A 22,783-nucleotide genomic window follows, 5' to 3' on the forward strand; every position below is an offset into this window, starting at 1 on the left:
CGGATTAGGAAACATTTATGAGCCGTAATAAAACCGCACTCATTACCGGAATAACAGGACAGGACGGATCTTATCTTGCCGAACTTCTTCTGGAAAAAGGTTATACCGTTCACGGTATCAAAAGGAGGGCAAGTTTATTTAATACAGAGAGAATTGACCATTTGTATGAAGATCCTCATGCGGACGATCCATCTCTGTTTTTGCACTACGGGGACATGACCGATTCGATGAATATCACCCGGATCATTCAGGAAACCCAACCGGATGAGATTTACAATCTTGCTGCAATGAGTCACGTGCAAGTCAGCTTTGAGAAACCGGAATACACTGCCAACGCTGACGGCCTTGGGATGCTTAGAATTCTTGAAGCGGTTCGTCTGCTTGGGATGGAGCAAAAAACAAAAATCTACCAGGCATCCACATCAGAATTATACGGGTTGGTACAGGAAGTTCCCCAAAGCGAGAAAACACCATTTTACCCGCGTTCTCCCTATGCGGCTGCAAAACTTTACGCATACTGGATTACCGTGAATTACCGAGAAGCCTACAAAATGTACGCCTGTAACGGTATTCTGTTCAATCATGAATCACCGCGGCGTGGGGAAACTTTTGTGACGCGGAAAATTACCAGGGCCGCTGCGAAAATTGCTCTGGGGCTGCAGGATATACTTTATATCGGGAATATGGATGCCCGGCGCGATTGGGGCCACGCCAAAGATTATGTGGAAGCAATGTGGCTGATGCTCCAGCAGGATAAACCGGAAGATTTTGTGATTGCAACTGGAGTGACAACAACTGTTCGCGATTTTATCAGAATGGCCTTTGCGAAAGCAGGAATGCAGATTCGTTTTGAGGGTGAAGGTGTTGAAGAGGTTGGAATTATAGACACATTGGATGAATCTTTCCCCACCAAAAAAGAAAGTGGTCTCAAGCCGGGCGATGTTATAATAAAGGTAGACCCACGTTACTTCCGTCCAACCGAAGTGGATATTTTGATCGGCGATCCCTCAAAAGCAAAAGAAAAACTGGGATGGCAGCCCAAATATACCCTTAAGATGCTTGTGAATGATATGGTTGAATCTGATCTCAAGCTTTTCAAAAAGCAACAAACACTCCTTGCCAACGGTTACTCTATTTTAAATCAGGCTGAATAGGTTTGATAAAGCGAATGGATGGTAATTTTGATCTGCAGAAGTAAAAACTATGTTTTTAATTTCCTTGGTTGTATCTCGTTATCGCATTCAAACAAGCAGCATATTTAGTGTGGCGAAATAGCATCGGATTATGAACAGAATCAATGTGAAATGAAGCCTGCATGAAAAACTCCATAACACGGATTTATCGTCTGTTGCCGGATGGCGATCTTTTCAAACTGGTTACCCTTTTTGGGATGATGATTTTCGCTTCCCTGCTGGCTTTGGTAGGGGTAGGTACAGTGCCACTGTTTGTCGCCGCGGTCATTGATTCTGAGAGGGTTTTCAACTATCCGGTTGTTGGGGATTTTCTGGAAATGATTCACATCACCACACCCTATCGTCTCGCACTTTTCGGAGCTGCTGTTCTGTTCTCGATTTATCTTTTGAAAAATCTTTTCATGGTATTCTATAACTATTTGAACAGCAAATATATGATGAACCGGGTTCTCTATCTTCAGAACCGGATTTTTAAAGCATATATGAGCTCTCCATATACTTTTTTTATCAGCCGGAATTCCTCTGAACTGTTAAGGAATATCAACAGCGAAATAAATAAGATTATTGACGGTACGCTCAAGCCCGCGCTCACGATTTCTCTTAACGGTATTATGACCATCGTCATTATTGGCGGACTCATTGTTGTTGAACCGCTTATTACCGGAATTGGAATTCTTCTCTTTGGCGGGTTTTCATACCTGTTTTTGCGCCTGACCAAAAAAAGCATCTCTTTCTATGGAAGTGAATCACTGGCCCACAGGCGCTCAATGACAAAGGCAATTCTTGAAGGCTTGCAAGGATTCAAAGATGCAAAGGTTTTAAAGCGGGAAATGTACTTCCTGAATGAATATGACAGCCACGCAAAAACCCACAGAGCCTACGATCTTAAAAGGTCTGTTTTAAACAGTCTCCCCCGGCAAATCCTTGAAATGATTTCGCTGACAGGCATTCTTTTTATTGCCGTAATGTTGGTACTGCAGGGGCGGGAGATGACAACGATTGTTCCCATGATTGCCCTGTTTGGAGCCGCTGTGATGAAAATAAGGCCCTCCATTTTTGCCATCATTGATGATATCAATAAGCTCCGCTATAATTTCTATTCAGTGGATGCAGTGTATGATGATCTTACTTACCTGGAAAGCCAGAAATATCAACTTTCGGATATCAGGGAAGATCAAAAATTAGCTTTAAAGAATGAGATACGCATTGAAGATCTCGAATTTTCCTATCCAAATGAACGAAAACCCGCTGTTCGAAATATCAATCTGACCATACCCAAAAACAGGGCTGTGGCTTTTGTGGGGCCTTCAGGGGTTGGGAAAACAACATTGGTCGACGTAATTTTGGGGCTTCTGGAGCCACAAAAGGGGAAAATCACAGTTGACGGACTTGATATTTTTGAAAACCTCGATGCCTGGCAAAAAAATATCGGTTACATTCCCCAGTTCATCTACCTGCTTGATGATACCATCCGCCGAAATATTTGTTTTGGAATCCCGGATGATGAAGTAGATGAAGAGAGGCTCAAGACGGCTCTTGAAACTGCCCAGCTTGCTGAGTTTGTACAAACCCTGAATAAAGGAGTAGACACTATTGTGGGGGAACGGGGTATACGTCTCTCTGGTGGCCAACGACAACGAATCGGGATTGCAAGGGCTCTTTATAACAACCCACAGGTGTTAATCATGGACGAAGCCACCTCAGCCCTCGATAACATTACCGAGAAAGTTCTTATCCGCGCCATCGAAAGACTGCGTGGTGACAAAACCATAATTATGATTGCGCACCGTCTGACCACTGTCCAAAATTGCGATACCATCTATATGATGAAAGACGGAAAAATTGCAGGATCAGGCCCGTATGACGAACTCCTTCAAACCAGTAAAGAGTTTCGTAAGATGAGTTTGGTTGATGAAACGTGAGTGACGATTATTCAATGATAATATCTGGCTATTCAATACCTGATGAGTTATAGCAATTGACTTAAAAAGTTTCTCATTCCATTACTTTTTTTCTAAATTTAAAAACTCATATCTATCATAAGATGAATTGATACATAACTGCTATTACCCGGAAGGAAGGAATTACATTTTTATTCTCAAAAATGGAGTTTGTTGCCTGTTTATGCTGAATATATTTCTGTAAGAACTTCTAAATCAGTAGCAGAGAAAGTAAAATAGTAATAGCTTAAATGCTTTTGAGTTTAATCTTAGGTTGACCCCTTACTCTCGTTTTAATACTTTGTCGCACTTATATTTTTCAATATACTATGTACTCTCAACTGAGATTTCTAATCTATGAATAAAGACAATCGCCAAGACTCAGATTTTTCCGAAAGTGGTTCAAAAAACGGACACCACACATATTCATCTGAATATTATAAAGGAGAGAAACAACTTTTCGAGAACGAAAGTGACGAAATCGATTTAAAATATTTATTTGCCAATTTACTGCGATATAAGTTTTGGGTTATTGGCATCACTCTTGGATGCATATTGATTGCTTTTCTCTATGCCAATTGGGTTCAACCCGTTTATCAAAGTACGGGTACACTATTAATAGCCCAAGAACAGAACCGTTATACCTGGGCAGGTACAGATCTTTCCAGTATGATGCAGTCTTCTTTCGGAGTGGGAACGGGAAGCAGGTTGACAAATGAAATCCAGGTCCTGCAATCGAGGAATTTGGCGGATGAGATAGCGGGGAAAATTATTGAGAAAAAAAGAATGGATGACGGGTCTGTCTATCCAATTTTGTGGTTTGAGTACCCGGAAGACTCAACGGAAGTGTCCCAAAGTATGCTGGCTCTCCGAATTCAACAGAAGATGAACCTGGAACGTGTTGATCAGGATACGGATGTTATTCGAATTTCATTCAGCAGTTACTCTCCGTTGGAAGCCCGTGATTTGGTAGACATTACAATGGAAACCTATTCGGATGTTTCTGCCCGCCAAAAACGATCGGCAGCAAATAATGCACTTGCTTTTCTGGAAGGAGAAAGAGAGGAAGTTCAACAAAATTTGGCGGATGCTGAAACAGACCTGCGCAACTATATGGAGAGTACCAACCTCGTTCAGGTTGACGGCCAGACAGAAGCTGTAATTGAACGCATGGCCGAACTTGAATCACAAAAGCAACAGCTTCAGGTTCAAAAGGTTTCCGTAAGCTCTTCAATCCAGTCATACGAGGAACAGCTTGAACAGATCAGGCCGGGATTGGCAGAACAGTTTGCTGAAAATATAAGCGGACAACTGGAAAGAGCACAGTTCCGGTTGGCAGAACTTCGTACTGAGCGATCCCTTTTGCTTCAAAATAACCCTGCGTTACGAAGTAATCCGGAGTCTGAACCGCAATATGTCCGTCTTCAGGACGAAATTCAAACCGTTCGGGGCGAAATCCAGGATATCACGAATAATCTGTTGAATGCCGATGACTCGGATGTTTACATTGGTTTTCTTGAACAAGAAGATGGTGGTGTTACCGCCCGGATTCTTGAACTGAGGAAAAATCTTATCGAGTTACGAATTCAGCAGTCTCAATTAGAAGCACAAGAGCGTGCCATCGATCAGAGAATGATTCAGGAAAACCAGTTCTTTGACGGTTTACCGCAAAACATGCTACAGCTTGCCAGACTGCAAAGAGAAGTTCAAATCCAGGAGCAACTATTTACCACGATTTCCAACCAATATGCTGAAACGGAATTATGGGAACAGACTCAATTCGGAGCGGGCCGTCCCATCGATTACGGAAATCTTCCACAAAGTCCAAGGTCTCCCAATAAGACTCTTTACCTTTTGATTGGTTTTTTGGCAGGGGGTATTCTTAGTGTAGGATTTGTTATTACAATAAATTCAATGAATAAAAATATTGACGGAACCGAGAAAATCCGTGGGATAGGATATCCATTGTTAGCCGTGATTCCTGACTTTAAGAGTCATATGAAATCTAAATATTCCGGCAAAGAATATATCACCGTGCAGGACAGAACCATCTCTGCCTCCTGGTCTACTTTGATAGATTCGGTTTCACCCATATCGGAAGCATACCGCCGTCTCCATAATAATATCATTTTTGCTGATCCCGATGAGAAGTACCAGACCATTTTAGTGACCAGCTCAAGAAAAGGCGAGGGGAAAACAACGATTTCAACCAATTTGGCGGTCTCTCTTGCTGAAACCGGAAAGAGAGTTCTGTTAATTGACACGGATTTAAGAAGGCCGAATATTCACCGGTTTACCGGAGAGGCCAGAGAGCCCGGTATTGCAGAAATATTCTACAATGATAAATCAGTAAAAGCTGCCATTAAGCCTACAGTTGCTCCCGGTCTGGATATCATAACGGCAGGAAAAAGTATTCCAAATCCGGCAGCTGTTATACAAAGTCAGAAGCTTAAGTCTCTTATCGATCATTTGAAAGATGATTATGATCACATAGTTGTGGATACACCACCATTTGGTGTAATTACGGATGCAGCCCCAATGATGAAAAAGGCTGATGGGGTAATTCTGGTGACACGATTTAATGATACACAAACCAACGAGTTAAACCATACCGTAGAGAATCTTAGACGTGTCAATGCCCATGTAATCGGGACTGTTTTAACCGCTTATCAGCATCGTGAGAGTACAGATTACTACTATTACGGACAATATTCCTACGATAGTTACCGAGGGTACGAAGAGTACCAGGAAAAGTAGGAGTGAGTGGTTCAAATTTTTCCATTTTCTCAAAATCTCAACTAATCTTATAAATACCCCAAACCACATGCTACGAAAAGCTATCTCAGTTATTCTTTTCCTTTTTCTTATTACAACGATCTGTTCTCAAAAAGTGAATGCTCAGAATCAGTTTTCTCAATCTTTGTTTCGGATGGCTGAGGGGTTTGTACGAATCGCGGAACCCGGTCAATTATCGGATACACTCAGTGTATGGGGGGATGTAAATTCGCCGGGCCGGTATATTGTGCCTCGAAATACCAAAGTACATGAACTGGTTTCTTATGCACGGGGTCCGATACAATCAAGAATTGCCGGACAAAATTTGGATTGGAGTAAATTAAGGCTGGAAATTTCAATTTCAAGGCCTCAAGGCAATGGCCAGCCCGATGAGGTAGCCTCATACGAGTTTATGTATAATGATCCTTACCCGGTAGATCTTAGAAACTACCATTTAGGCAATGATTACATTGTAAGCGTTGAGGTAAAAAGGAAACCTGCTTTTGTTGATTGGTTAAGAGTGGTTTCCTCAATTGTTGGAACTACAGCTACAACCATTATCATTGTAGACCGGTTAACCGAGTAGCAATGTTCACGATGATTCTGTTCCGACATTTTCTGTTTGTTTAAAGGATTCGATATGCAGCTTTTGAACAGATACCATTGATGGCTTTAAAATCATCATCTCGTGAAGTGAGAGTTAACATATTTCTTATTTTAATTTTAAGTGTAGAAGAATGAGGGGCGCAATGAATAAATTTGCATTGACCGGCTTGGCCGGATACATAGCGGAAAGACATCTGAAGGCCATTCAACAGACTGGAAACAACTTGGTGGCTGCTGTCGATCCACACGATTCAGTCGGAATTATTGATAGTTATTTCCCTGATGCGAGTTTTTTTACAGAAGTAGAACGATTTGACCGCCACCTCGAAAAGCTCCGCCGAAGAGACCATAATAGTGGAATCGATTATCTCAGTATTTGTACTCCAAACCATCTTCATGATGCCCATATCCGAATGGCCCTTCGGCTGGGAGCAGACGCCATCTGTGAAAAACCCCTGGTGCTGAATCCATGGAACCTCGACATTTTACAGGAACTGGAAGAGGAGTATAAACAGAGGGTTTGGACAATTCTTCAGTTGAGAGTTCACCCCGGGATTTTGGCATTAAAAAAGAAACTCACGGAAAGTAAAAATGAAAAGAGGCATCAGGTTCGGCTCACATATATTACATCACGCGGGTTGTGGTACTACTATTCCTGGAAAGGAGAGGAAAGTAAATCAGGAGGAATTGGTACGAATATCGGGATTCACTTTTTCGATCTTTTAATGTGGCTTTTTGGTGAACCGACTACGATTGAACTTCACATACGGGAGAAAAACCGCCTTGCAGGATTTCTTGAATTACCCAATGCAGATGTAGAATGGTTTTTGTCTCTGGAAAAACAGGATGTCCCCACAAACTATAAGGATAAACGGACGTTCCGTTCCATAACCGTTGATGGCAAGGAAATAGAATTCAGCGGCAGATTTGATAATCTTCACACGAAAGTATACGAAGAGACACTGATGGGGCGTGGATTTGGTATTTCAGATGCCCGGCCCTCCGTCGAATTGGTTCATAAGCTACGAACGATAGATGTTACGCAAAAACCTGTCGGTTTAGTTCACCCGGGCGTGGAGCGTTTAAACCATTTGTCTTTGCCTAAACAAGCGTAGCGAATTGTTCCAAATTGTGCAGCAGAGATTTCGTAAGCAATGAATTCCAGGGAAGAGTTCAGCAAGACCTCCGAAGCTTCGCATACCTTGCTTTAAAAATGAAATGGTGGTTAATTGTCTCCAATGAACAGCAAAAAAAAGATTGAAGATGTTACAATACACGAATCGGCCTGTGTTGATAATCCTGTAACGATTGGTGCAGGAACGAAAATCTGGCACTTCTGCCATGTCTCTGCACATGCATCCATCGGCGAAAATTGCGTTTTAGGTCAGAACGTATTTGTTGCGAATGATGTGAAAATCGGCAACCGGGTGAAGATTCAAAATAACGTATCGATCTACACAGGCTGTGAAATTGAAGATGAGGTTTTTTTAGGGCCAAGTTGTGTACTCACAAATGTGACTAATCCACGCAGCCAGGTAAATCGCCACTCACTATATGAAAAAACACTCTTCAGGCGCGGCGCCACAATTGGTGCCAATGCAACGATTGTCTGTGGAATTAGCATTGGTCGCTATGCTTTTATTGGAGCCGGTGCTGTTGTAACAAAAGATGTTCCGGATTATGCACTGATGGTTGGAAATCCTGCCAAACAGAAAGGGTGGATGAGCCGGCACGGGCATATTTTAAAAGATCCGGATGAAAAGGGAGTGATGATTTGTCCGGAATCAGGTTACAGGTATCAGTTATCAGTAAACAATAAACAGGAACAACAGTTGCGATGCCTTGATCTGGATGAGGAGGAGCCGTTGCCGGAAGAGCTGGCCAGCGGTTCAAAACCGTATGAGGATTTTAAAAATAAGGTTTAGAAGTTTAGAGGTTTATTTACTCACTTTGTGAGTGTGTTTATTAGTTTTGAAGTTAATGAGTTTAGGTCTCGTTTCACGAAAGCGTTCAGAGGATGAGATTTTATTGCGTCTTAAACTTATGTAACGGACGCAGAGTGTTTCAAATAATCAATAAAATGAAGCAATTTAGTTTTGAAAAATTAGATGTTTGGCAGAAAGCGACGGACTTCATTACAGATATCTATTCGATCACTGAATCTTTTCCTGATACCGAAAAGTATGGATTAACAAGTCAAATCAGAAGAGCCTCTGTATCCATAGCATCTAACATTGCAGAGGGAAGCTCAAGAAAAACACCGAGGGATAAAGCAAGATTTTATAATATTGCATACAGCACTGCTATCGAAGTTCTGAATCAATTGATTATAGCAGAAAAGCTAAATATGCTGGATAGTGATAAATACAGAACTTTGAGAGAAGATCTTGAGGAAATTACCAGAATGCTAAACGGTCTTCATAAATCCACAAACTCTCAAACTAAAGACGCAAAGCGTTTCTAAACCCCTAAACCCCTAAACTCCTAAACCCCTAAACTCCTAACTCAAAAATGGAATTCATAGACCTCAAAACTCAGTACAACAGATATAAAGATGAGATTGACGCCCGAATCCAAAAGGTTTTAGAGCATGGGCAATATATCATGGGACCGGAAGTGAAAGAGTTGGAGGAGTTACTGGCTGAGTACGTTGGGGTAAGACATTGCATGACCGTATCAAGTGGTACACATAGTTTGGAAATTGCTCTCAGGGCATTGGACATTGGCCCGGGCGATGAAGTGATTACGGTTCCCTTTTCCTGGATCAGTTCTGCAGAAGTGATTATGCTGGTGGGAGCAACCCCCGTGTTTGTAGATATTGAGTACGAAACGTTTAATTTGGATGCATCAAAACTTGAAGATGCGATTACTGAAAAAACGAAAGCAATCATTCCGGTAAGCCTGTTTGGCCAAATGGCAGACATGGAAGCGATACATCATATTGCTAGAAAGCATAATCTTGCCGTAATCGAAGACGGCGCGCAGAGCTTTGGTGCTTCACAAAACGGCCGGCGAAGCTGTGGAGTATCATTGATCGGCAGTACTTCTTTCTTCCCGGCCAAACCTTTTGGCTGCTATGGCGATGGCGGAGCACTCTTTACAAACGATGATAACCTTGCAAGCAACATGCAAGCCATTCGCACGCACGGCGGCGCTAAACGTCACCATCACACCCATGTAGGAACGAATGGCCGTTTCGATACCATGCAGGCGGCTGTGTTATTGGCAAAATGGCCGCATTTTGAAGAAGAGGTAGAGAAACGACATGAAGCCGGTGAGAGATACAGTCGTTTACTGAGGGAAATCTGTGTAACACCCGATGTTGTAAACGGCAATACACATGTTTACGCCCAATATACCATCCGTGTAGATTCGGAAATCAGAAATGAGGTTGCAAACGCAATGAAAGAAGCAGGCATTCCTGTTGGAATTTATTACCCGAAATGTTTTCATGAGCAGCCGGTTTTTAAACATTTAGGATACTCTTATGGAGATTTTCCTGAAGCAGAAAAAGCTTCCAAAGAAGTGCTGAGCTTGCCGATGCATCCTTTTTTGAAAGAAGAAGAACAGGAAGAAATCACTGAAAGGTTGATTCAAATAATAAATAAAGAATAGTGGCTAAGGGTACTCGTCAAGTTCTAATTCTATCTATTGTTTTACAATAAAGCTGTTACCTGATTTGACCGTACCAAAATTGCAATTTTGGGGAGTTGGTACGGACTTGGTATAGGGTTGGTACGGAGATTGATGGTAAAAAATTGAAAGAAATGACTACTGAAAGTTTGCTTTAGCGTAGAGTATTTTAAAATTAGTGACGAAGGATACCCCCATAGATTTAGAACGTCCTCCTTGAAGTGCCATCTGTTAAATATGAACCATCCTGACAGGCTGCCGCTGAGCGGTACCTGGTTTAAGAGAGGGCATAATGATTTTCTGCTGTGTAATAATATACGGTACTTTCAGAACTCAAAAGTTAATAGAGGCTTCCCCTTCCCGGTGAGAATCCGGACCTGGTGTTCGGATGAGGAGTTGCTGAAAAGTTTTAAAGAGCGGGAAAAACTGATCAGGCAGGTGTACCAGTTTAGCCGGCTCTACTGGAAATCTGTGAGCCAGCAATCCATACCCGTGACTGTAAAATACCCGGAAATGGTGGCAGAGATGTTCCCGTGGTTTGAAAGCCTCACCCTTCCGTCATTCGGGAGGAAAAATTTGTGGTTTTTGTGAGTTGCAGGTTATGAGTTGCGGGTTGCGGGTTCAGCTTCGTTACTTCGAGTGCAGCAAAGCGGAGTCGAGAAGTCTCGATGTACAAGCTTAATCTACAGGTTCCGGGCAAGCTCGACCGGACGAATTATTGATTACAAATGAGCCTATGCATACACACACAGACTCCAAAGTAGCTGGCATAAAAAATTATTAACAATTATTAATTTTTTCTTGAAAAAAGTTCCCCAACCTGTATCTTCGGAGGTGAAAAAAATGTTAAGGATAACCATTCACCAAGATTGCAACTGTAACATTTTCGGGTTGAATAAATCTTATGAAGAAAAGAATCATTACCATTAGCCTTAAATGCATAAACCCGGAAAACGCCACGGTATGAGCCATTACGGGAAATATTTTTAAAATGATCCAACGTTCTACCGGCAGCCCTTCCAACATACGGGAGTGGTTTGCCTTTTACATTAAACCCCGTCACGAAAAGAAAGCGGCAGCCCGCCTTGAAGAGCAGTTTAAAATTTACTGCCCCCTGAAAGAAGAGCGGATTCGCTGGAGTGACCGTTGGAAAACGGTAGTAAAACCACTCGTTCCGGGATACATTTTTGCGAATGTGACGGAACCGGAGTGGTTACACCTGTTACAAGACCCTTCGGTATTTAGGACGGTCTGTTTCAAGGGGAAACCGGCCATTATCCGGGAACGGGAAATGGAGGCAATGAAAAAAGTTCTTGGTGAAACCGACTGTGAAGATATTAGGCTGGAACCGCTGAATAAGGGTGATCGTGTAGAAATCACAGGTGGATCTTTCCAAAATGTGAATGGTGTAGTTGTAACCATAAAAGGAAACCGCGCCTCCCTGCGCCTGGACTCCCTGAACTGTGCCATGACCTTCACCGTTTCGGCAGCAATACTGGAGCTGGTTTGATAGCAACAAATAGAATGGCGTCATTCCGGCCCCCAACCGTCAGGGAAAACCTTCATGTGTAATCACAGCAACAGTCATTCTGATGGAAATCAGAATCTCATAATGTGATCACTGGAAAAATATAAAATGTCTATCTGTGCCAGTAAAGCACATTTTAGTTTCGGAATGGGACTTAGTGAGGCGAAGCTGTATAAAATGAGACATTTAGTTGGAAAATATATGACAACTTCTATGATAAAATGATAAATAAAATCAAAAAATCTGTCTTTGAACTACTATTAAAAAATCCAAAAGTTTTTGATTCGTATCGAATATTTACTGATAAGTTTAAAAGTAAAAGCGAAGAAAAATTATTTTTGAGAAACGCAATAGTTGGTATTAAAGACCCTATTAGAATTATTCAGATTGGAGCTAATGATGGGCTTAGAAGTGACCCTGTTCGGGAATTGATTATTGATTTTAAATGTAAAGCCTTACTAATAGAAGCAGATCCTGTTTGCTATGAAATCTTGAAAGAAAATTACTCCTATCTAAAAGAGAAGGATATAATTTTTCTAAATGTTGCTGTTGTGCCAAATAAGGAAGATAATATTGGATTTTATTCACTATCAGAAGAATTTCGATCAAAATTAAAAAAATCTGAACAAGTGAAAATGGCAAGGAAAGCGAGTACTGATAAATCTTTGTTTATTGATTATTTAAATGAAGTTAATATAGAAAATCCAGAGAATGCAGTTGTTCAGCAAGAAGTAGAAACAAAAAAACTTGATGATTTATTTGACGTGTATTTTGAGCCAAATGTTTTAGTAATTGATACCGAAGGATTAGATTGGTCTCTTATGCAAAGTTTAGATTTGCGTACTTATTCTCCAGATGTGATTTATTTTGAAAGTAAGTTCCCAACGGATGTGAATATTAGACTAGAGGTGTTAACAAAACTAGAGGAATCGGGGTATAAAATTCAGGATTTTGGAAATAATATTGGCTGTCAACTTATGGACAGATTGGTTAGATAATATTGAGTCTTAGAAAGAAAACTCTTAATGGCCTGTTTTGGGTAGGACTTGAAAAGGTTGGCCTTCATACTATTCAGCTTGCGGTCTTTATAGTTCTAGCAAGGTTGTTAACGCCTGAGGATTTTGGGTTGGTTGGGATGATAATGATTTTATTCTCTGTCTCCTCGACAATCATAGATGGAGGAATAAATCAAGCGATAATACGAGAGAAAGAGTTAATAAGAGATGATCTTGAGACAGCATTCACAATAAATGTAGTTCTTGGTTTCTTTTTATATAGTCTATTGTATTTATCAGCTCCTTCAGTAAGTGAATTTTATGGAGATTCTCGTCTGACACTATTAATAAGAATAATGGGGTTGGCAATATTATTTAAATCATGGGGTCTTGTTTACAGTGCAATTCTTATTCAAAAGTTAGATTTTAAAAAAGAACTTTACTTGATGATACCAGCCCATTTAGCGTCTGGTTTCATAGCGATTCTTCTCGCATTTAAAGGGTTTGGGGTTATTTCGTTGGCTGTTAAGTTTGTGGTATTAGAGTTTCTTAATGCAGTTTTACTTTTTATTTTTTGTTCTTTTAGAGTCAGTTTTGGATTCGATAAAAATTCTCTAAAGAAACTTATTGGGTTTGGATTCAACCTATCCGTTTCGAAAATACTGACAAGTATAAATTCAGATATTTATAAAGCTGTTATAGGTAAGGTTTATTCTGCATCAATTTTAGGACTTTACACTCAATCACAGAAAATTAAAAGACTCATTTCTGTAAATATAATTAGTGCCATACAGAAGGTTACATATCCAGCACTTGCAAAGATAAGAGACGATAAAAATAAGCTTAAAGAGACATATAAGAAAATAGTTATAATTAGTTGTCTATTCACAGTACCGCTCATGACAATTCTAATTATAACTGCTGACCCATTAATTCCTTTTCTTTTGGGAGAACAATGGAGAGATGCAATCCCAATATTACAGATTATTGCTATTGGAGGTATGATTTACAATGTTACTCTTATACATCAAAATTTGCTCAAAGTTTTGAATAGAACTGATGTTTTTTTAAAACTTGAAGTGATTCAAGTTTTTAATTTTATGTTAGCTCTTTTCATAGGAGTTTGGTTTGATATATATGTACTGTTATATCTTATAGTTGTGGTAAGATATATAAATACAATTATCTATGCTTTTTCTGTAGGTCATTTTATTGAATATCCCCTAAGTGAACAATTCAAAGATATTGCAGATATAATATGTATCTCAATATTAACATTATTAATAGTTTTATATCTAAAAGGGTTTTTACTTGATTTACAATTAAAGGACATTTATACATTAGTTTTACTTTTTTCAATATGCATTGTTTTATTTGTTCTTAATGGTATAATATTTAGAACAGATAAATTAAGTTTGATAAAAGAGATTGTATTGGAGAAGAGAAATTGAGTCGAGTTTATATAGTTTCATCAATACTACCACCGACTTTTAGTGGAGCTGGTATAAGAGCATTGCGAACAGCTAAGAACTTATCAGATAAGTATAATGTCTCCTTAATTACAGAAACAAGTAAAGTTGAAACTGATTTACAAACAGTAGTTATCAAGGGGCTAAGTGGTTATAAAAAAGATCATATTGTCTTTCTGCTCGTTAAGTATTTCTTCATTTTCTTTATAACACCTTTGAGTATTTTTAACCAATTGAGGAAAATAGAGGAACCCGATTTAATTCATTGTTTTTCTGTAACTTGGCTTGGTATTTATGTGTATTGGTATAATAAAATTTTTTGGAATGCACCTATACTATTTGAGGTGACTTTATTAGGGAGTGATACTATAGATGCAAAAAACAAGTGGTGGATTTATCGGAAAATCAGTGACTATTGTTTAAAAACAGCTGATCAGATAAACGCGATTTCATTGAGATTATATCAAGATTTATTAAAGAAAGGTTTAGATAAAGAAAAAATCTCACTTATTTCGAACTCTGTCGATATAGATCGCTTCAAACCGATATCTAAATATCAGCGAAGTATCAACAAAGGAAATTATAATATCAATAGTGATACATTTGTAATAATTACTACTGCTGGTGTATCTAAGAGGAAAGGCTATTTATTGCTAAAAGATATTGTTAAATCTTTACCTTCTGACTTTAATTATCATTGGTTTTTTGTTGGTGATTACTCAAGAAGGAAAAAAAGAGATTTAATGAATTATATTTTAAATGATTTTAAAAAAAATAACATCGACCAAAATGTTACATTCACTGGATATACGGATCCCGTCTCATACCTTAGAATGTCAGATCTCTTTGTCTTTACTTCAGAAAGAGAGGGATTTGGAACTGTGATTATTGAGGCGATGAGTTCAGGTCTCCCCATAATCTGCAAAAAAATTGAAGGGATTACAGACTTTATACTTAAGAATAATTCGGGGGTAATTATTGACTCTAATGATCCGAACGATTTTGTAGAGGAAATTTTAAAAGTTAAGGATGACGAGAAATTAGCAGAAGAAATGGGAAAAAATGCAGTAAATGTAGTTAAAAATCGATTTAGCCTTGAGATTATTATAAAAGAATATGATGAACTCTATCAATCATTAATAACATGATAGCCAATAAGTGATTTTATAATAATCAGTTTATTTAAAAAGATATGATTATACTTTTTTCTTTATTATTTCTTTTAGCAGTAGTTCTTTTAGTTTTCTTATTTCGATCATATACCAGTTTACCATATAAGATAGCATTATTGATATTACCATTTAATGCTATAGCGGATATTATGGTGGATTTTTCACTTTTAGGAGAGATTCACTTTGGAGAAATAAGAGGGGCGATTTTGTTGATTTATGTTTTAGCAATGTTGCCTTTTATAAGGCTAAATGGACCTGCAAGGACAGTAGTGATATGGCTCATCTATCTGTTACCTCTAATTTTCTTTAGTTCAGATATTATTTACTCATTCCAGGTTTATTCCAAAGTAGTAATTGCTTACCTGATGTTGCCAATTGGAATTTGGTTATTTCGAAGTAAGAGAAGCTTTAGTAAGCTATGTGTTTCACTTGTAATTACGTCTTACATCTATGTGATCGGATTTTGCATTTTTCAGTATTTTGATTTGGGTGAAGTTATTTATACAGATGAAGGGTTCTCAACGTTTGGAGGTGGACAAGCAAAATTTACCCAAATACTTACTTATGCAGTAATTGCTTTCCCTTTTTCTTTACACATGAGTGATAGTTTGAATAAGCAAAGAATTGTACACATTTTAGGACATCTTGCATCCGCAATTATTATAATTTTGGTATTTCATAGGTCTTCAATTTATGCATTATTATTTGGTTATTTAGTTCTCGTCATAGTCGGATATCAAAGGAAAAATATACTGAAGCTAAGTTTGATTATTCTTTTAGTCATTTTTTCAATAAGTACTTTTTTTTATCCGAGTATGTATGAATCACTTTTTGTCATATCTGGGGAACGAGATTTTTTGTTAGAGAATGAATTTGAATCTTCAAGGGGAAGACTTAGTGAGTTATATTTTGTAGAAAGAAATTTTACAAATTATACAACAATTGAAATTCTTTTTGGTCAAGAGTTATTTAATGGCAGGGTTTTAACTGATAGTTATAGAATATATAAATCCGCTAGGCCGTTGCATATCGATTATGTTGTAGTTCTTTTAGGTGCTGGAGTCGTTGGGTTATTCATGTATTTTTATATTTATTGGAAAATGACTTTATCGATAATTAACAGATCTAAATCTCTTCCAAATACCATTAAAAAAGGTTACTTAGCAACCTTTTTGGGACTTCTTATTGCGTGTCTATCAATGTCTCTTTCCAACCAAATATGGGGTCTTTCTTCACTATCAACATTTTTCTTGTTTACGGGGGCAATGATTGGTTTCCCAACCTCTTTTAAAAAGACTTAACCTTGAGAAGGATGCCAAAAAAACTCAAACCTAATTTATTTATTGTCGGACAGCCCAAATCTGGTACAACAGCGTTTTATGAATTTCTCAAATCTCATCCAGATATATATTTACCACCCCAAAAAGAGATTCATTATTTCTGCAAGGACTTTCATAAAGAAAATGAAAGGTACCATGGAGAATGTCTTCATTTTACGTATAGAACTGAACCAGAATTTCTATCACTATTTGTGGATCAAAATGGCGAAAAAGTTATCGGCGAGGCTTCCGTAAATTATTTTTATTCAGAAGTTGCTGCACAAAATATTCATAATTTTAACTCTGATTCAAAAATACTCATCTTTTTAAGAAATCCAGTTGATTTTTTAAAATCTTGGCATGCTCATTCCTTGCTTACAAATGGGGAGACTTATGAAAGTTTAGAAGATGCTTTAAACGCAGAGGAAAGAAGAAAAAATGGAGATGATCTAACGCAAATCATAAAGGTGCCCTCATATCTTTTTTATACTGAAAGATTACACTACGTTAAACATCTAAAACGCTTTTTAGATGTTTTTCCCAAAGAGCAAATTAAAGTAATTATTTATGATGATATTGTTTTAAATATCGGAGAAGTCTATAAAGAGATTTTATCTTTTTTAGATGTTGATAAAGATTTTGAACCTGATTTTAAGGTGATCAACTCACGAAAGAAAATACGCTTTAAGAGTGTCCTTAGGTTTACAAAATTTCCTAAGGTTAAAAAATTAATGAATTTAGCCATTTCAAGGAAAATTCGTCAAAATATTGGCTTGCAAAAACTTTTTAAAAAAATATTTCTTGTTCCTTTTGATAAGTATCCAGAAAATGAAAATCTGGAAAAAGATATTAAAAAGAAATTTGAAGAAGAGGTTATTCAACTTTCAGATATTCTTGATCGTGATCTGAAAGGGTTATGGAATTTTTAAATTATAGAATGTTAGCATTAATCCTAACTGACTTAGAGTTGAATTTCTTCTTATTTAACATACAATTCTAGTCATTTTTTTAGATGAAGATTCTAATAACTGTACCACATAGAAGAATTGGAGGTATAGCGAATTATTTCGAGGTCATTAAAAAATATTTTAGAAGTGATGTCGAATATATTTATCGTGGATCAGTGAAGTATAATAATTATAAGATTTTTGTTTTTATAAGGTTGATTAAAGATTACGCCATTTTTGTACAAAAGCTGTTTTATAGAGAGAATAAAATCATTTTAATTAATACTTCAATCAACAAGAATAGCATAATAAGAGATTTGATATACGTTTTTTTGTCTAAACTCTTTTTTAAAAGAGTAATTTTATTTATCCATGGATGGAATGAAAAAGATGAAGGTTTTTTAAAAAAAAATAGAGGTTTACGTGTTTCGATCATGAAAACATGTAATGCTTTTCTTGTTTTGTCAAACACATTCAAAAACAAGTTAAAGTGTTATGGATTTAAATCACCGATTTATATAACAACTACTGTTGTCGATGATGAATTTGCCCCAAAAGAATTTAAATTTCATAAAACAAACGAAAAAAGAATATTATTTCTCTCACGAATTGAAAAGGAGAAGGGCATTTTTGAGTTAATTGATGCATTTAAATTATTAAATAAATATCAAAATTTTAAGTTAGTAATAGCAGGAGATGGTACCAAGTATGATGAATTAAGAAGGGTTGTCCTTGAAAGTTGTACAAGAAATATTATTATCAAAGGGCATATAATTGGGAGTGAGAAGAAAAGAGTTTTTGAAGATTGTGATATATATGTATTTCCAAGCTATCATGAAGGAATGCCTACAACAGTCCTTGAAGCAATGTCTTGGGGATTACCTATTATTACTTCCCCTGTTGGGGGATTAAATGATTTTTTTGTTGAAGGGAAAATGGGCTATTTCTTAGAAAATCGTGAGCCTAAATACATTGCGGAAAAGATCCTTTCTCTTTTGAATAACCAGGAATTATTAGAGAGTATTTCTAGATATAATTTTTATTTTGCCAAAGAGCATTTTTATGCTACTAAAGTTGTAGACAGGCTTGAAAATATATTTAAAGAAATGCAATGTCTTCATTGAAGATAATAGATTTTAATTGTTGAGGTAGGGTATATAGAGTTGACTATTAACAAATATTCAATTGAACTTTTTTTAGATAAAACAGTAGAGAATAATTTTTTAGGATTCGATCCATACGATGGTTGTGCAACATCATGTCACTTATTGAAGGCTAATAAACACCTGCGTTTATTTTGTCAATATTTTAATAAATTTAGTCCTATTAATTTCCGGCCGTTATTGGGTATTGATAAGCATATTATGCCCCAGGTTCTTGCATATTTTGGGTTAATTGTATTTAACGAAAAACTTGAAAATAAGTTTAAGCCCGAACTCGATAATGCAGTATCCTTATTATTAGAGAAAAGTTTATTTGAGGAATATGGATATCATTGCTGGAATTCTTTAGGTTTTCCACTACAAATGCGCAATTCTTACTCCCCATCTGATATTCCAGATGTGGTAGGTGGAAGCTTAATAGGACTTTTTTTTTTAGAGTATCATAAGAGGTATAATTCTAAAATTATATTAGAGGTTTTAGAAAGTCAGTATTCTTTTTTTCTAAATGAACTTTTTGTACCGATAGGATCTGATGAAGCTTTTATCAGATATCGTCCTACACAACCGAATCATAAGGCTACTTACAATGCGTCTTTATTAGCATGTAATTTTTTGATCCAAGTGGGTACTTATTTAAATAAAAGAGATCATGAGAAGATAAAAAAATGCTATAATTTTGTTTTAAACCACCAAAAAATTACTGGTGAATGGTTCTATACAATTGATCTTAAAACCCAATCTGAAAAAAAACAGGTGGATTTTCACCAAGGGTTTATACTGGATTGCATATTATTATTTATGGAGCAATATGGGTTTAAAGAGCCGTACCTATCGGCCTATGAAAGGGGGTTAAGCTTTTATTATAAAAAACAATTCTTAGATACAGGTCAAGGGATTTATAGGTATCCTAAAAAATATCCAATTAATATCCATAATCAATCACAAGGCATCATAACTTTTGCCAAAGCATCATGTATAGATATGAAATATCTACAGTTTGCAAGAGTAATTAAAAAATGGACACTTGCAAATATGTTTGACTTCAAGAAAGAATATTTTTATTACTTAAAATTTCCAGTTATCAAATATGATATTCCATATATAAGATGGAGTGATTCTAACATGTTCTTAGCTCTTTCAACACTTAAAAATATTGAGGCTAATATTTAGCCGATTGTTTTCAAAAAACATGCATGTTAAGATTTAACCGTGATGTTGAAATTAAATAAATTTAAAAAAATATTTTTTTTGGTACTGTATTATGGTATAGCATGTAGGTTACCAAATATTTCTTTTCCAGGAGGGAAAGTTTACAATTGGTTTCGAATACTTTGCTTAAAGAAAATTATTAAAATAGGTGATGGATGTCGAATTATGGCTGGTGTTTACATTGGAGATGGAAATGATATTGAAATAGGGAATAATTGTAATATCAATGAGGGTGTTCGTCTTGATAATGTAAAAATTGGAAACAATGTAATGATCGCACGAGAAAGTGTTTTTTTAGGTAAAATGCATGAATTTAAAAATATTTCTATACCCATGATTGAACAAGGGATCAAGGGTAAAAAATTTACAATTATCGAAGATGACGTTTGGATAGGTATTAGAACAATTGTAATGCCTGGTATTACAATTAAGAAGGGATCGATAATCGCTGCTGGAGCTGTTTTAACAAAGGATACTTCAACAAATGGAATTTATGGAGGTATTCCAGCAAGATTAATTAAAGAAAGAGAGTAATACTCTAAAGTTTTTTTGTGAAAATCACAATATTGATAGGTGAAATTTAGAATAATGAGTGTACTGTTCCATCTTGGCCACCCGGCACATTTTCATCTTTTTAAAAATGTGATTCAAAAATTAAAGGATGAAGGACAAACTGTTCATATACTTGTAAAAGAAAAAGATGTCTTAATTGACCTATTAGAAGAGAGTGGATTTGATTATGGAAATATTTTGCCTGAAGGTAAGTCTGCTGGAAAACTTGGTTTAGTCAGGGATATGTTTATCCGGGGGCAAAGAATCATTTCTTACTGTAAAGAGCACCGCCCAGATTTGTTAATCGGTACATCACCCGACATTTCGTATGTTGGAAAATATTTGAACATTCCATCTGTAAATGTAAATGAAGATGATGCGAATGTTGTGCCACTGTATGCATGGATTTCGTATCCCTGGGCTACTGAGATTATCAGTCCTGAATGTTGCAATAATGGACGCTGGACAAATAAAACCACTCCTTATAAAGGATATCATGAGTTAGCCTATCTTCATCCCGATCATTTTACACCGGATGAAAAAATAGTTTCGAGATATATGGATCCTGAATCGATATTTTTCGTTCTGAGATTTTCCGGTTTAAAAGCACATCACGATACCGGCATTCGGGGAATTGATAATGATGTGGCAAAAGAGCTGGTCTCTATGCTGGTTCAGCATGGCAATGTGTATATCACATCAGAAAGGTCACTAGAAAAGCACTTTGAACCGTATCGCTTACAAATCAATGCAAAAGATATACACCATATTTTAGCACATTCAAATCTTGTAATTGGCGACAGCCAAACCATGTCTGCCGAAGCGGGAGTTCTTGGTACGCCATACATACGTTTTAACGATTTTGTGGGAAAAATTGGATATTTAAAGGATTTAGAGGAAAAATATAAATTAGGTTTTGGCATTACACCAGACCAACCCGGTGAACTTCTAAGAATTTCTGAAGAATTGGCCTCCTCTGATGTAAAGGATGAGTTCCAAAAAAGAAGGGCATTTATGTTATCTGAGAATATCAATACTGCTGATTTTATTTATACACAAATAAAAAAATATTTATGCTAATTGACATCATTGCCGGTGCAAGGCCCAATTTCATGAAGATTGCACCAATCATCAGGGAAATTGAAAAAAGCCGGAAAGAAGGGGCAGATTTATCGTATCGGCTGATTCACACCGGGCAGCATTACGACCGGAATATGAGCGGCAGCTTTTTTGAGCAACTGGGAATTCCCGATCCTCACTATAACCTTGGGGTGGGAAGCGATACCCAGGCCGGGCAGACGGCAAAGATCATGACTCGTTATGAAGAGATATTGTTCGACAAACCTGCCGATCTGTGCCTGGTTGTTGGGGATGTAACGTCAACAATGGCGTGTGCTATTACGGCAAAAAAAATGCACATCACGGTAGCCCATGTGGAGGGAGGAATCCGGTCCGGCGACCGGCGAATGCCGGAAGAGATTAATCGCTTGGTAACAGACTCCATTACCGATCATTTCTTTACCACCAGCCAGACGGCAAACGAAAATTTAAAAAGGGAAGGGGTTGAAGAGAGCAAGATCCATTTTGTAGGTAACACCATGATCGACACCCTTCTTGGAAATATGGACAGGCTTATAAAGCCCGGGGTTTGGGACGAGGCAGGTTTGAAAGAAAAAGAGTACCTGGTTATGACCCTCCACCGGCCGTCTAATGTAGATGAAGAGGAGCAGTTGAAAAGTCTCATTTCGGAGATCATCTCTTCAAGCAAAGAACTGCCGGTCATTTTTCCGGTCCATCCGCGTACAAGGAAGAATCTTGAAAAACTGGGTATTGAATACGACTCTTTGATCTATACAGATCCGTTAAGCTACCTGGAGTTTAATTATCTCGTCAGGCACTCCAAAGCGGTCATTACCGATTCCGGCGGCATTACGGAAGAAACAACCGTGATGGGGATTCCGTGCATGACCCTTCGAGACAGCACAGAACGCCCGGAAACCTGTATAACCGGTACCAACGAACTTCTGGGGACCGACCCAAGAGCCATTAAACCCGCCATGGAAAAATTGTTCAGCGGCAAGTGGAAAGAGGGGAGTATCCCTGAATTATGGGATGGCAGGACGGCGAAAAGGATTGTGGATATATTTACTTCGTTTTGAGTGCAAAAAGCAGTATTTCTGTGTGTGATTTCAGGATTGATTTGAATTTTCATTTGTGGTTGAAGTGGAAGCACTGATTTTCATGAGTATGATGATTATTTTCCGGAGTGTTTACACAAATGA

20 protein-coding genes are annotated in these 22,783 nt (G+C 37.5%); all 20 read left to right on the forward strand.

The genetic code is table 11. The features are described from left to right. Positions 1–17 precede the first annotated feature (17 nt). The 20 genes from gmd (at position 18) to wecB (ending at position 22,660) form a co-directional block, all read left to right on the forward strand. A complete protein-coding gene (gene gmd, locus L0B18_RS09935; protein WP_234571613.1) occupies positions 18–1,154 on the forward strand; it encodes a GDP-mannose 4,6-dehydratase in 1,137 nt (378 codons plus the stop codon). 161 nt (positions 1,155–1,315) lie between these two features. After that, positions 1,316–3,115 carry an ABC transporter ATP-binding protein gene (locus tag L0B18_RS09940; RefSeq protein WP_234571614.1) on the forward strand — a complete coding sequence of 600 codons (1,800 nt, stop codon included), beginning with the start codon at positions 1,316–1,318 and terminating at the stop codon, positions 3,113–3,115. Positions 3,116–3,490: 375 nt separating this feature from the next. Beyond that, positions 3,491–5,890, forward strand: a complete 2,400-nt coding sequence (locus L0B18_RS09945; protein ID WP_234571615.1) for a GumC family protein — start codon at positions 3,491–3,493, stop codon at positions 5,888–5,890. 67 nt (positions 5,891–5,957) lie between these two features. Further along, complete coding sequence (locus L0B18_RS09950) at positions 5,958–6,494, forward strand: hypothetical protein (RefSeq protein WP_234571616.1); 537 nt, start codon at positions 5,958–5,960, stop codon at positions 6,492–6,494. Between the two features lie 163 nt (positions 6,495–6,657). Continuing rightward, positions 6,658–7,629, forward strand: coding sequence for a Gfo/Idh/MocA family oxidoreductase (locus tag L0B18_RS09955; protein WP_234571617.1), 972 nt, complete (start codon positions 6,658–6,660; stop codon positions 7,627–7,629). Between the two features lie 123 nt (positions 7,630–7,752). Next, the gene (locus L0B18_RS09960; protein ID WP_304622018.1) at positions 7,753–8,439 is read left to right on the forward strand and encodes an acyltransferase; all 687 of its coding nucleotides are present in this window, start codon (positions 7,753–7,755) and stop codon (positions 8,437–8,439) included. Between the two features lie 155 nt (positions 8,440–8,594). Continuing rightward, positions 8,595–8,978, forward strand: a complete 384-nt coding sequence (locus tag L0B18_RS09965) for a four helix bundle protein (RefSeq protein WP_234571618.1) — start codon at positions 8,595–8,597, stop codon at positions 8,976–8,978. A gap of 47 nt (positions 8,979–9,025) precedes the next feature. After that, positions 9,026–10,129 (forward strand): DegT/DnrJ/EryC1/StrS family aminotransferase, encoded by a 1,104-nt coding sequence (locus L0B18_RS09970; RefSeq protein WP_234571619.1) that lies wholly within the window; start codon positions 9,026–9,028, stop codon positions 10,127–10,129. A gap of 255 nt (positions 10,130–10,384) precedes the next feature. After that, a complete protein-coding gene (locus L0B18_RS09975) occupies positions 10,385–10,738 on the forward strand; it encodes a hypothetical protein (RefSeq protein WP_234571620.1) in 354 nt (117 codons plus the stop codon). Between the two features lie 400 nt (positions 10,739–11,138). Beyond that, positions 11,139–11,657, forward strand: a complete 519-nt coding sequence (locus tag L0B18_RS09980) for a UpxY family transcription antiterminator (RefSeq protein WP_234571621.1) — start codon at positions 11,139–11,141, stop codon at positions 11,655–11,657. A gap of 239 nt (positions 11,658–11,896) precedes the next feature. Further along, entirely contained in the window at positions 11,897–12,673 is a 777-nt protein-coding gene (locus L0B18_RS09985) for an FkbM family methyltransferase (protein ID WP_234571622.1), read from the forward strand. A gap of 2 nt (positions 12,674–12,675) precedes the next feature. Next, positions 12,676–14,121 carry a lipopolysaccharide biosynthesis protein gene (locus tag L0B18_RS09990; protein ID WP_234571623.1) on the forward strand — a complete coding sequence of 482 codons (1,446 nt, stop codon included), beginning with the start codon at positions 12,676–12,678 and terminating at the stop codon, positions 14,119–14,121. Then, on the forward strand, positions 14,118–15,287 hold the full coding sequence (locus L0B18_RS09995; protein WP_234571624.1) for a glycosyltransferase family 4 protein: 1,170 nt from the start codon (positions 14,118–14,120) through the stop codon (positions 15,285–15,287). The genes L0B18_RS09990 and L0B18_RS09995 overlap by 4 nt, the downstream gene beginning before the upstream one ends. Positions 15,288–15,331: 44 nt before the next feature. Further along, on the forward strand, positions 15,332–16,612 hold the full coding sequence (locus tag L0B18_RS10000) for a hypothetical protein (protein WP_234571625.1): 1,281 nt from the start codon (positions 15,332–15,334) through the stop codon (positions 16,610–16,612). A gap of 11 nt (positions 16,613–16,623) precedes the next feature. Then, the gene (locus L0B18_RS10005; protein ID WP_234571626.1) at positions 16,624–17,559 is read left to right on the forward strand and encodes a sulfotransferase domain-containing protein; all 936 of its coding nucleotides are present in this window, start codon (positions 16,624–16,626) and stop codon (positions 17,557–17,559) included. An 83-nt stretch (positions 17,560–17,642) separates the two neighbouring features. Continuing rightward, positions 17,643–18,701 (forward strand): glycosyltransferase family 4 protein, encoded by a 1,059-nt coding sequence (locus L0B18_RS10010; RefSeq protein WP_234571627.1) that lies wholly within the window; start codon positions 17,643–17,645, stop codon positions 18,699–18,701. Positions 18,702–18,740: 39 nt separating this feature from the next. Continuing rightward, on the forward strand, positions 18,741–19,910 hold the full coding sequence (locus L0B18_RS10015) for a hypothetical protein (protein ID WP_234571628.1): 1,170 nt from the start codon (positions 18,741–18,743) through the stop codon (positions 19,908–19,910). Between the two features lie 42 nt (positions 19,911–19,952). After that, the gene (locus L0B18_RS10020; protein ID WP_234571629.1) at positions 19,953–20,483 is read left to right on the forward strand and encodes an acyltransferase; all 531 of its coding nucleotides are present in this window, start codon (positions 19,953–19,955) and stop codon (positions 20,481–20,483) included. 54 nt (positions 20,484–20,537) lie between these two features. Further along, positions 20,538–21,581: a DUF354 domain-containing protein gene (locus L0B18_RS10025; protein ID WP_234571630.1), complete on the forward strand. Its 1,044-nt coding sequence runs from the start codon at positions 20,538–20,540 to the stop codon at positions 21,579–21,581. Beyond that, positions 21,575–22,660, forward strand: a complete 1,086-nt coding sequence (wecB, locus tag L0B18_RS10030; protein WP_234571631.1) for a non-hydrolyzing UDP-N-acetylglucosamine 2-epimerase — start codon at positions 21,575–21,577, stop codon at positions 22,658–22,660. Before L0B18_RS10025 ends, wecB begins: the two co-directional genes overlap by 7 nt. The last annotated feature ends 123 nt before the right edge of the window (positions 22,661–22,783 follow it).

The organism is Rhodohalobacter sp. 614A, assembly GCF_021462415.1.
Lineage (GTDB): Bacteria > Bacteroidota > Rhodothermia > Balneolales > Balneolaceae > Rhodohalobacter.

Bases quoted from the DNA above. Each gene is read 5' to 3' on its own strand.
- gmd (WP_234571613.1), top strand. From the start codon at position 18: ATGAGCCGTAATAAAACCGCACTCATTACCGGAATAACAGGACAGGAC.
- L0B18_RS09940 (WP_234571614.1), top strand. From the start codon at position 1,316: ATGAAAAACTCCATAACACGGATTTATCGTCTGTTGCCGGATGGCGAT.
- L0B18_RS09945 (WP_234571615.1), top strand. From the start codon at position 3,491: ATGAATAAAGACAATCGCCAAGACTCAGATTTTTCCGAAAGTGGTTCA.
- L0B18_RS09950 (WP_234571616.1), top strand. From the start codon at position 5,958: ATGCTACGAAAAGCTATCTCAGTTATTCTTTTCCTTTTTCTTATTACA.
- L0B18_RS09955 (WP_234571617.1), top strand. From the start codon at position 6,658: ATGAATAAATTTGCATTGACCGGCTTGGCCGGATACATAGCGGAAAGA.
- L0B18_RS09960 (WP_304622018.1), top strand. From the start codon at position 7,753: ATGAACAGCAAAAAAAAGATTGAAGATGTTACAATACACGAATCGGCC.
- L0B18_RS09965 (WP_234571618.1), top strand. From the start codon at position 8,595: ATGAAGCAATTTAGTTTTGAAAAATTAGATGTTTGGCAGAAAGCGACG.
- L0B18_RS09970 (WP_234571619.1), top strand. From the start codon at position 9,026: ATGGAATTCATAGACCTCAAAACTCAGTACAACAGATATAAAGATGAG.
- L0B18_RS09975 (WP_234571620.1), top strand. From the start codon at position 10,385: ATGAACCATCCTGACAGGCTGCCGCTGAGCGGTACCTGGTTTAAGAGA.
- L0B18_RS09980 (WP_234571621.1), top strand. From the start codon at position 11,139: ATGATCCAACGTTCTACCGGCAGCCCTTCCAACATACGGGAGTGGTTT.
- L0B18_RS09985 (WP_234571622.1), top strand. From the start codon at position 11,897: ATGATAAATAAAATCAAAAAATCTGTCTTTGAACTACTATTAAAAAAT.
- L0B18_RS10000 (WP_234571625.1), top strand. From the start codon at position 15,332: ATGATTATACTTTTTTCTTTATTATTTCTTTTAGCAGTAGTTCTTTTA.
- L0B18_RS10005 (WP_234571626.1), top strand. From the start codon at position 16,624: ATGCCAAAAAAACTCAAACCTAATTTATTTATTGTCGGACAGCCCAAA.
- L0B18_RS10010 (WP_234571627.1), top strand. From the start codon at position 17,643: ATGAAGATTCTAATAACTGTACCACATAGAAGAATTGGAGGTATAGCG.
- L0B18_RS10020 (WP_234571629.1), top strand. From the start codon at position 19,953: ATGTTGAAATTAAATAAATTTAAAAAAATATTTTTTTTGGTACTGTAT.
- L0B18_RS10025 (WP_234571630.1), top strand. From the start codon at position 20,538: ATGAGTGTACTGTTCCATCTTGGCCACCCGGCACATTTTCATCTTTTT.
- wecB (WP_234571631.1), top strand. From the start codon at position 21,575: ATGCTAATTGACATCATTGCCGGTGCAAGGCCCAATTTCATGAAGATT.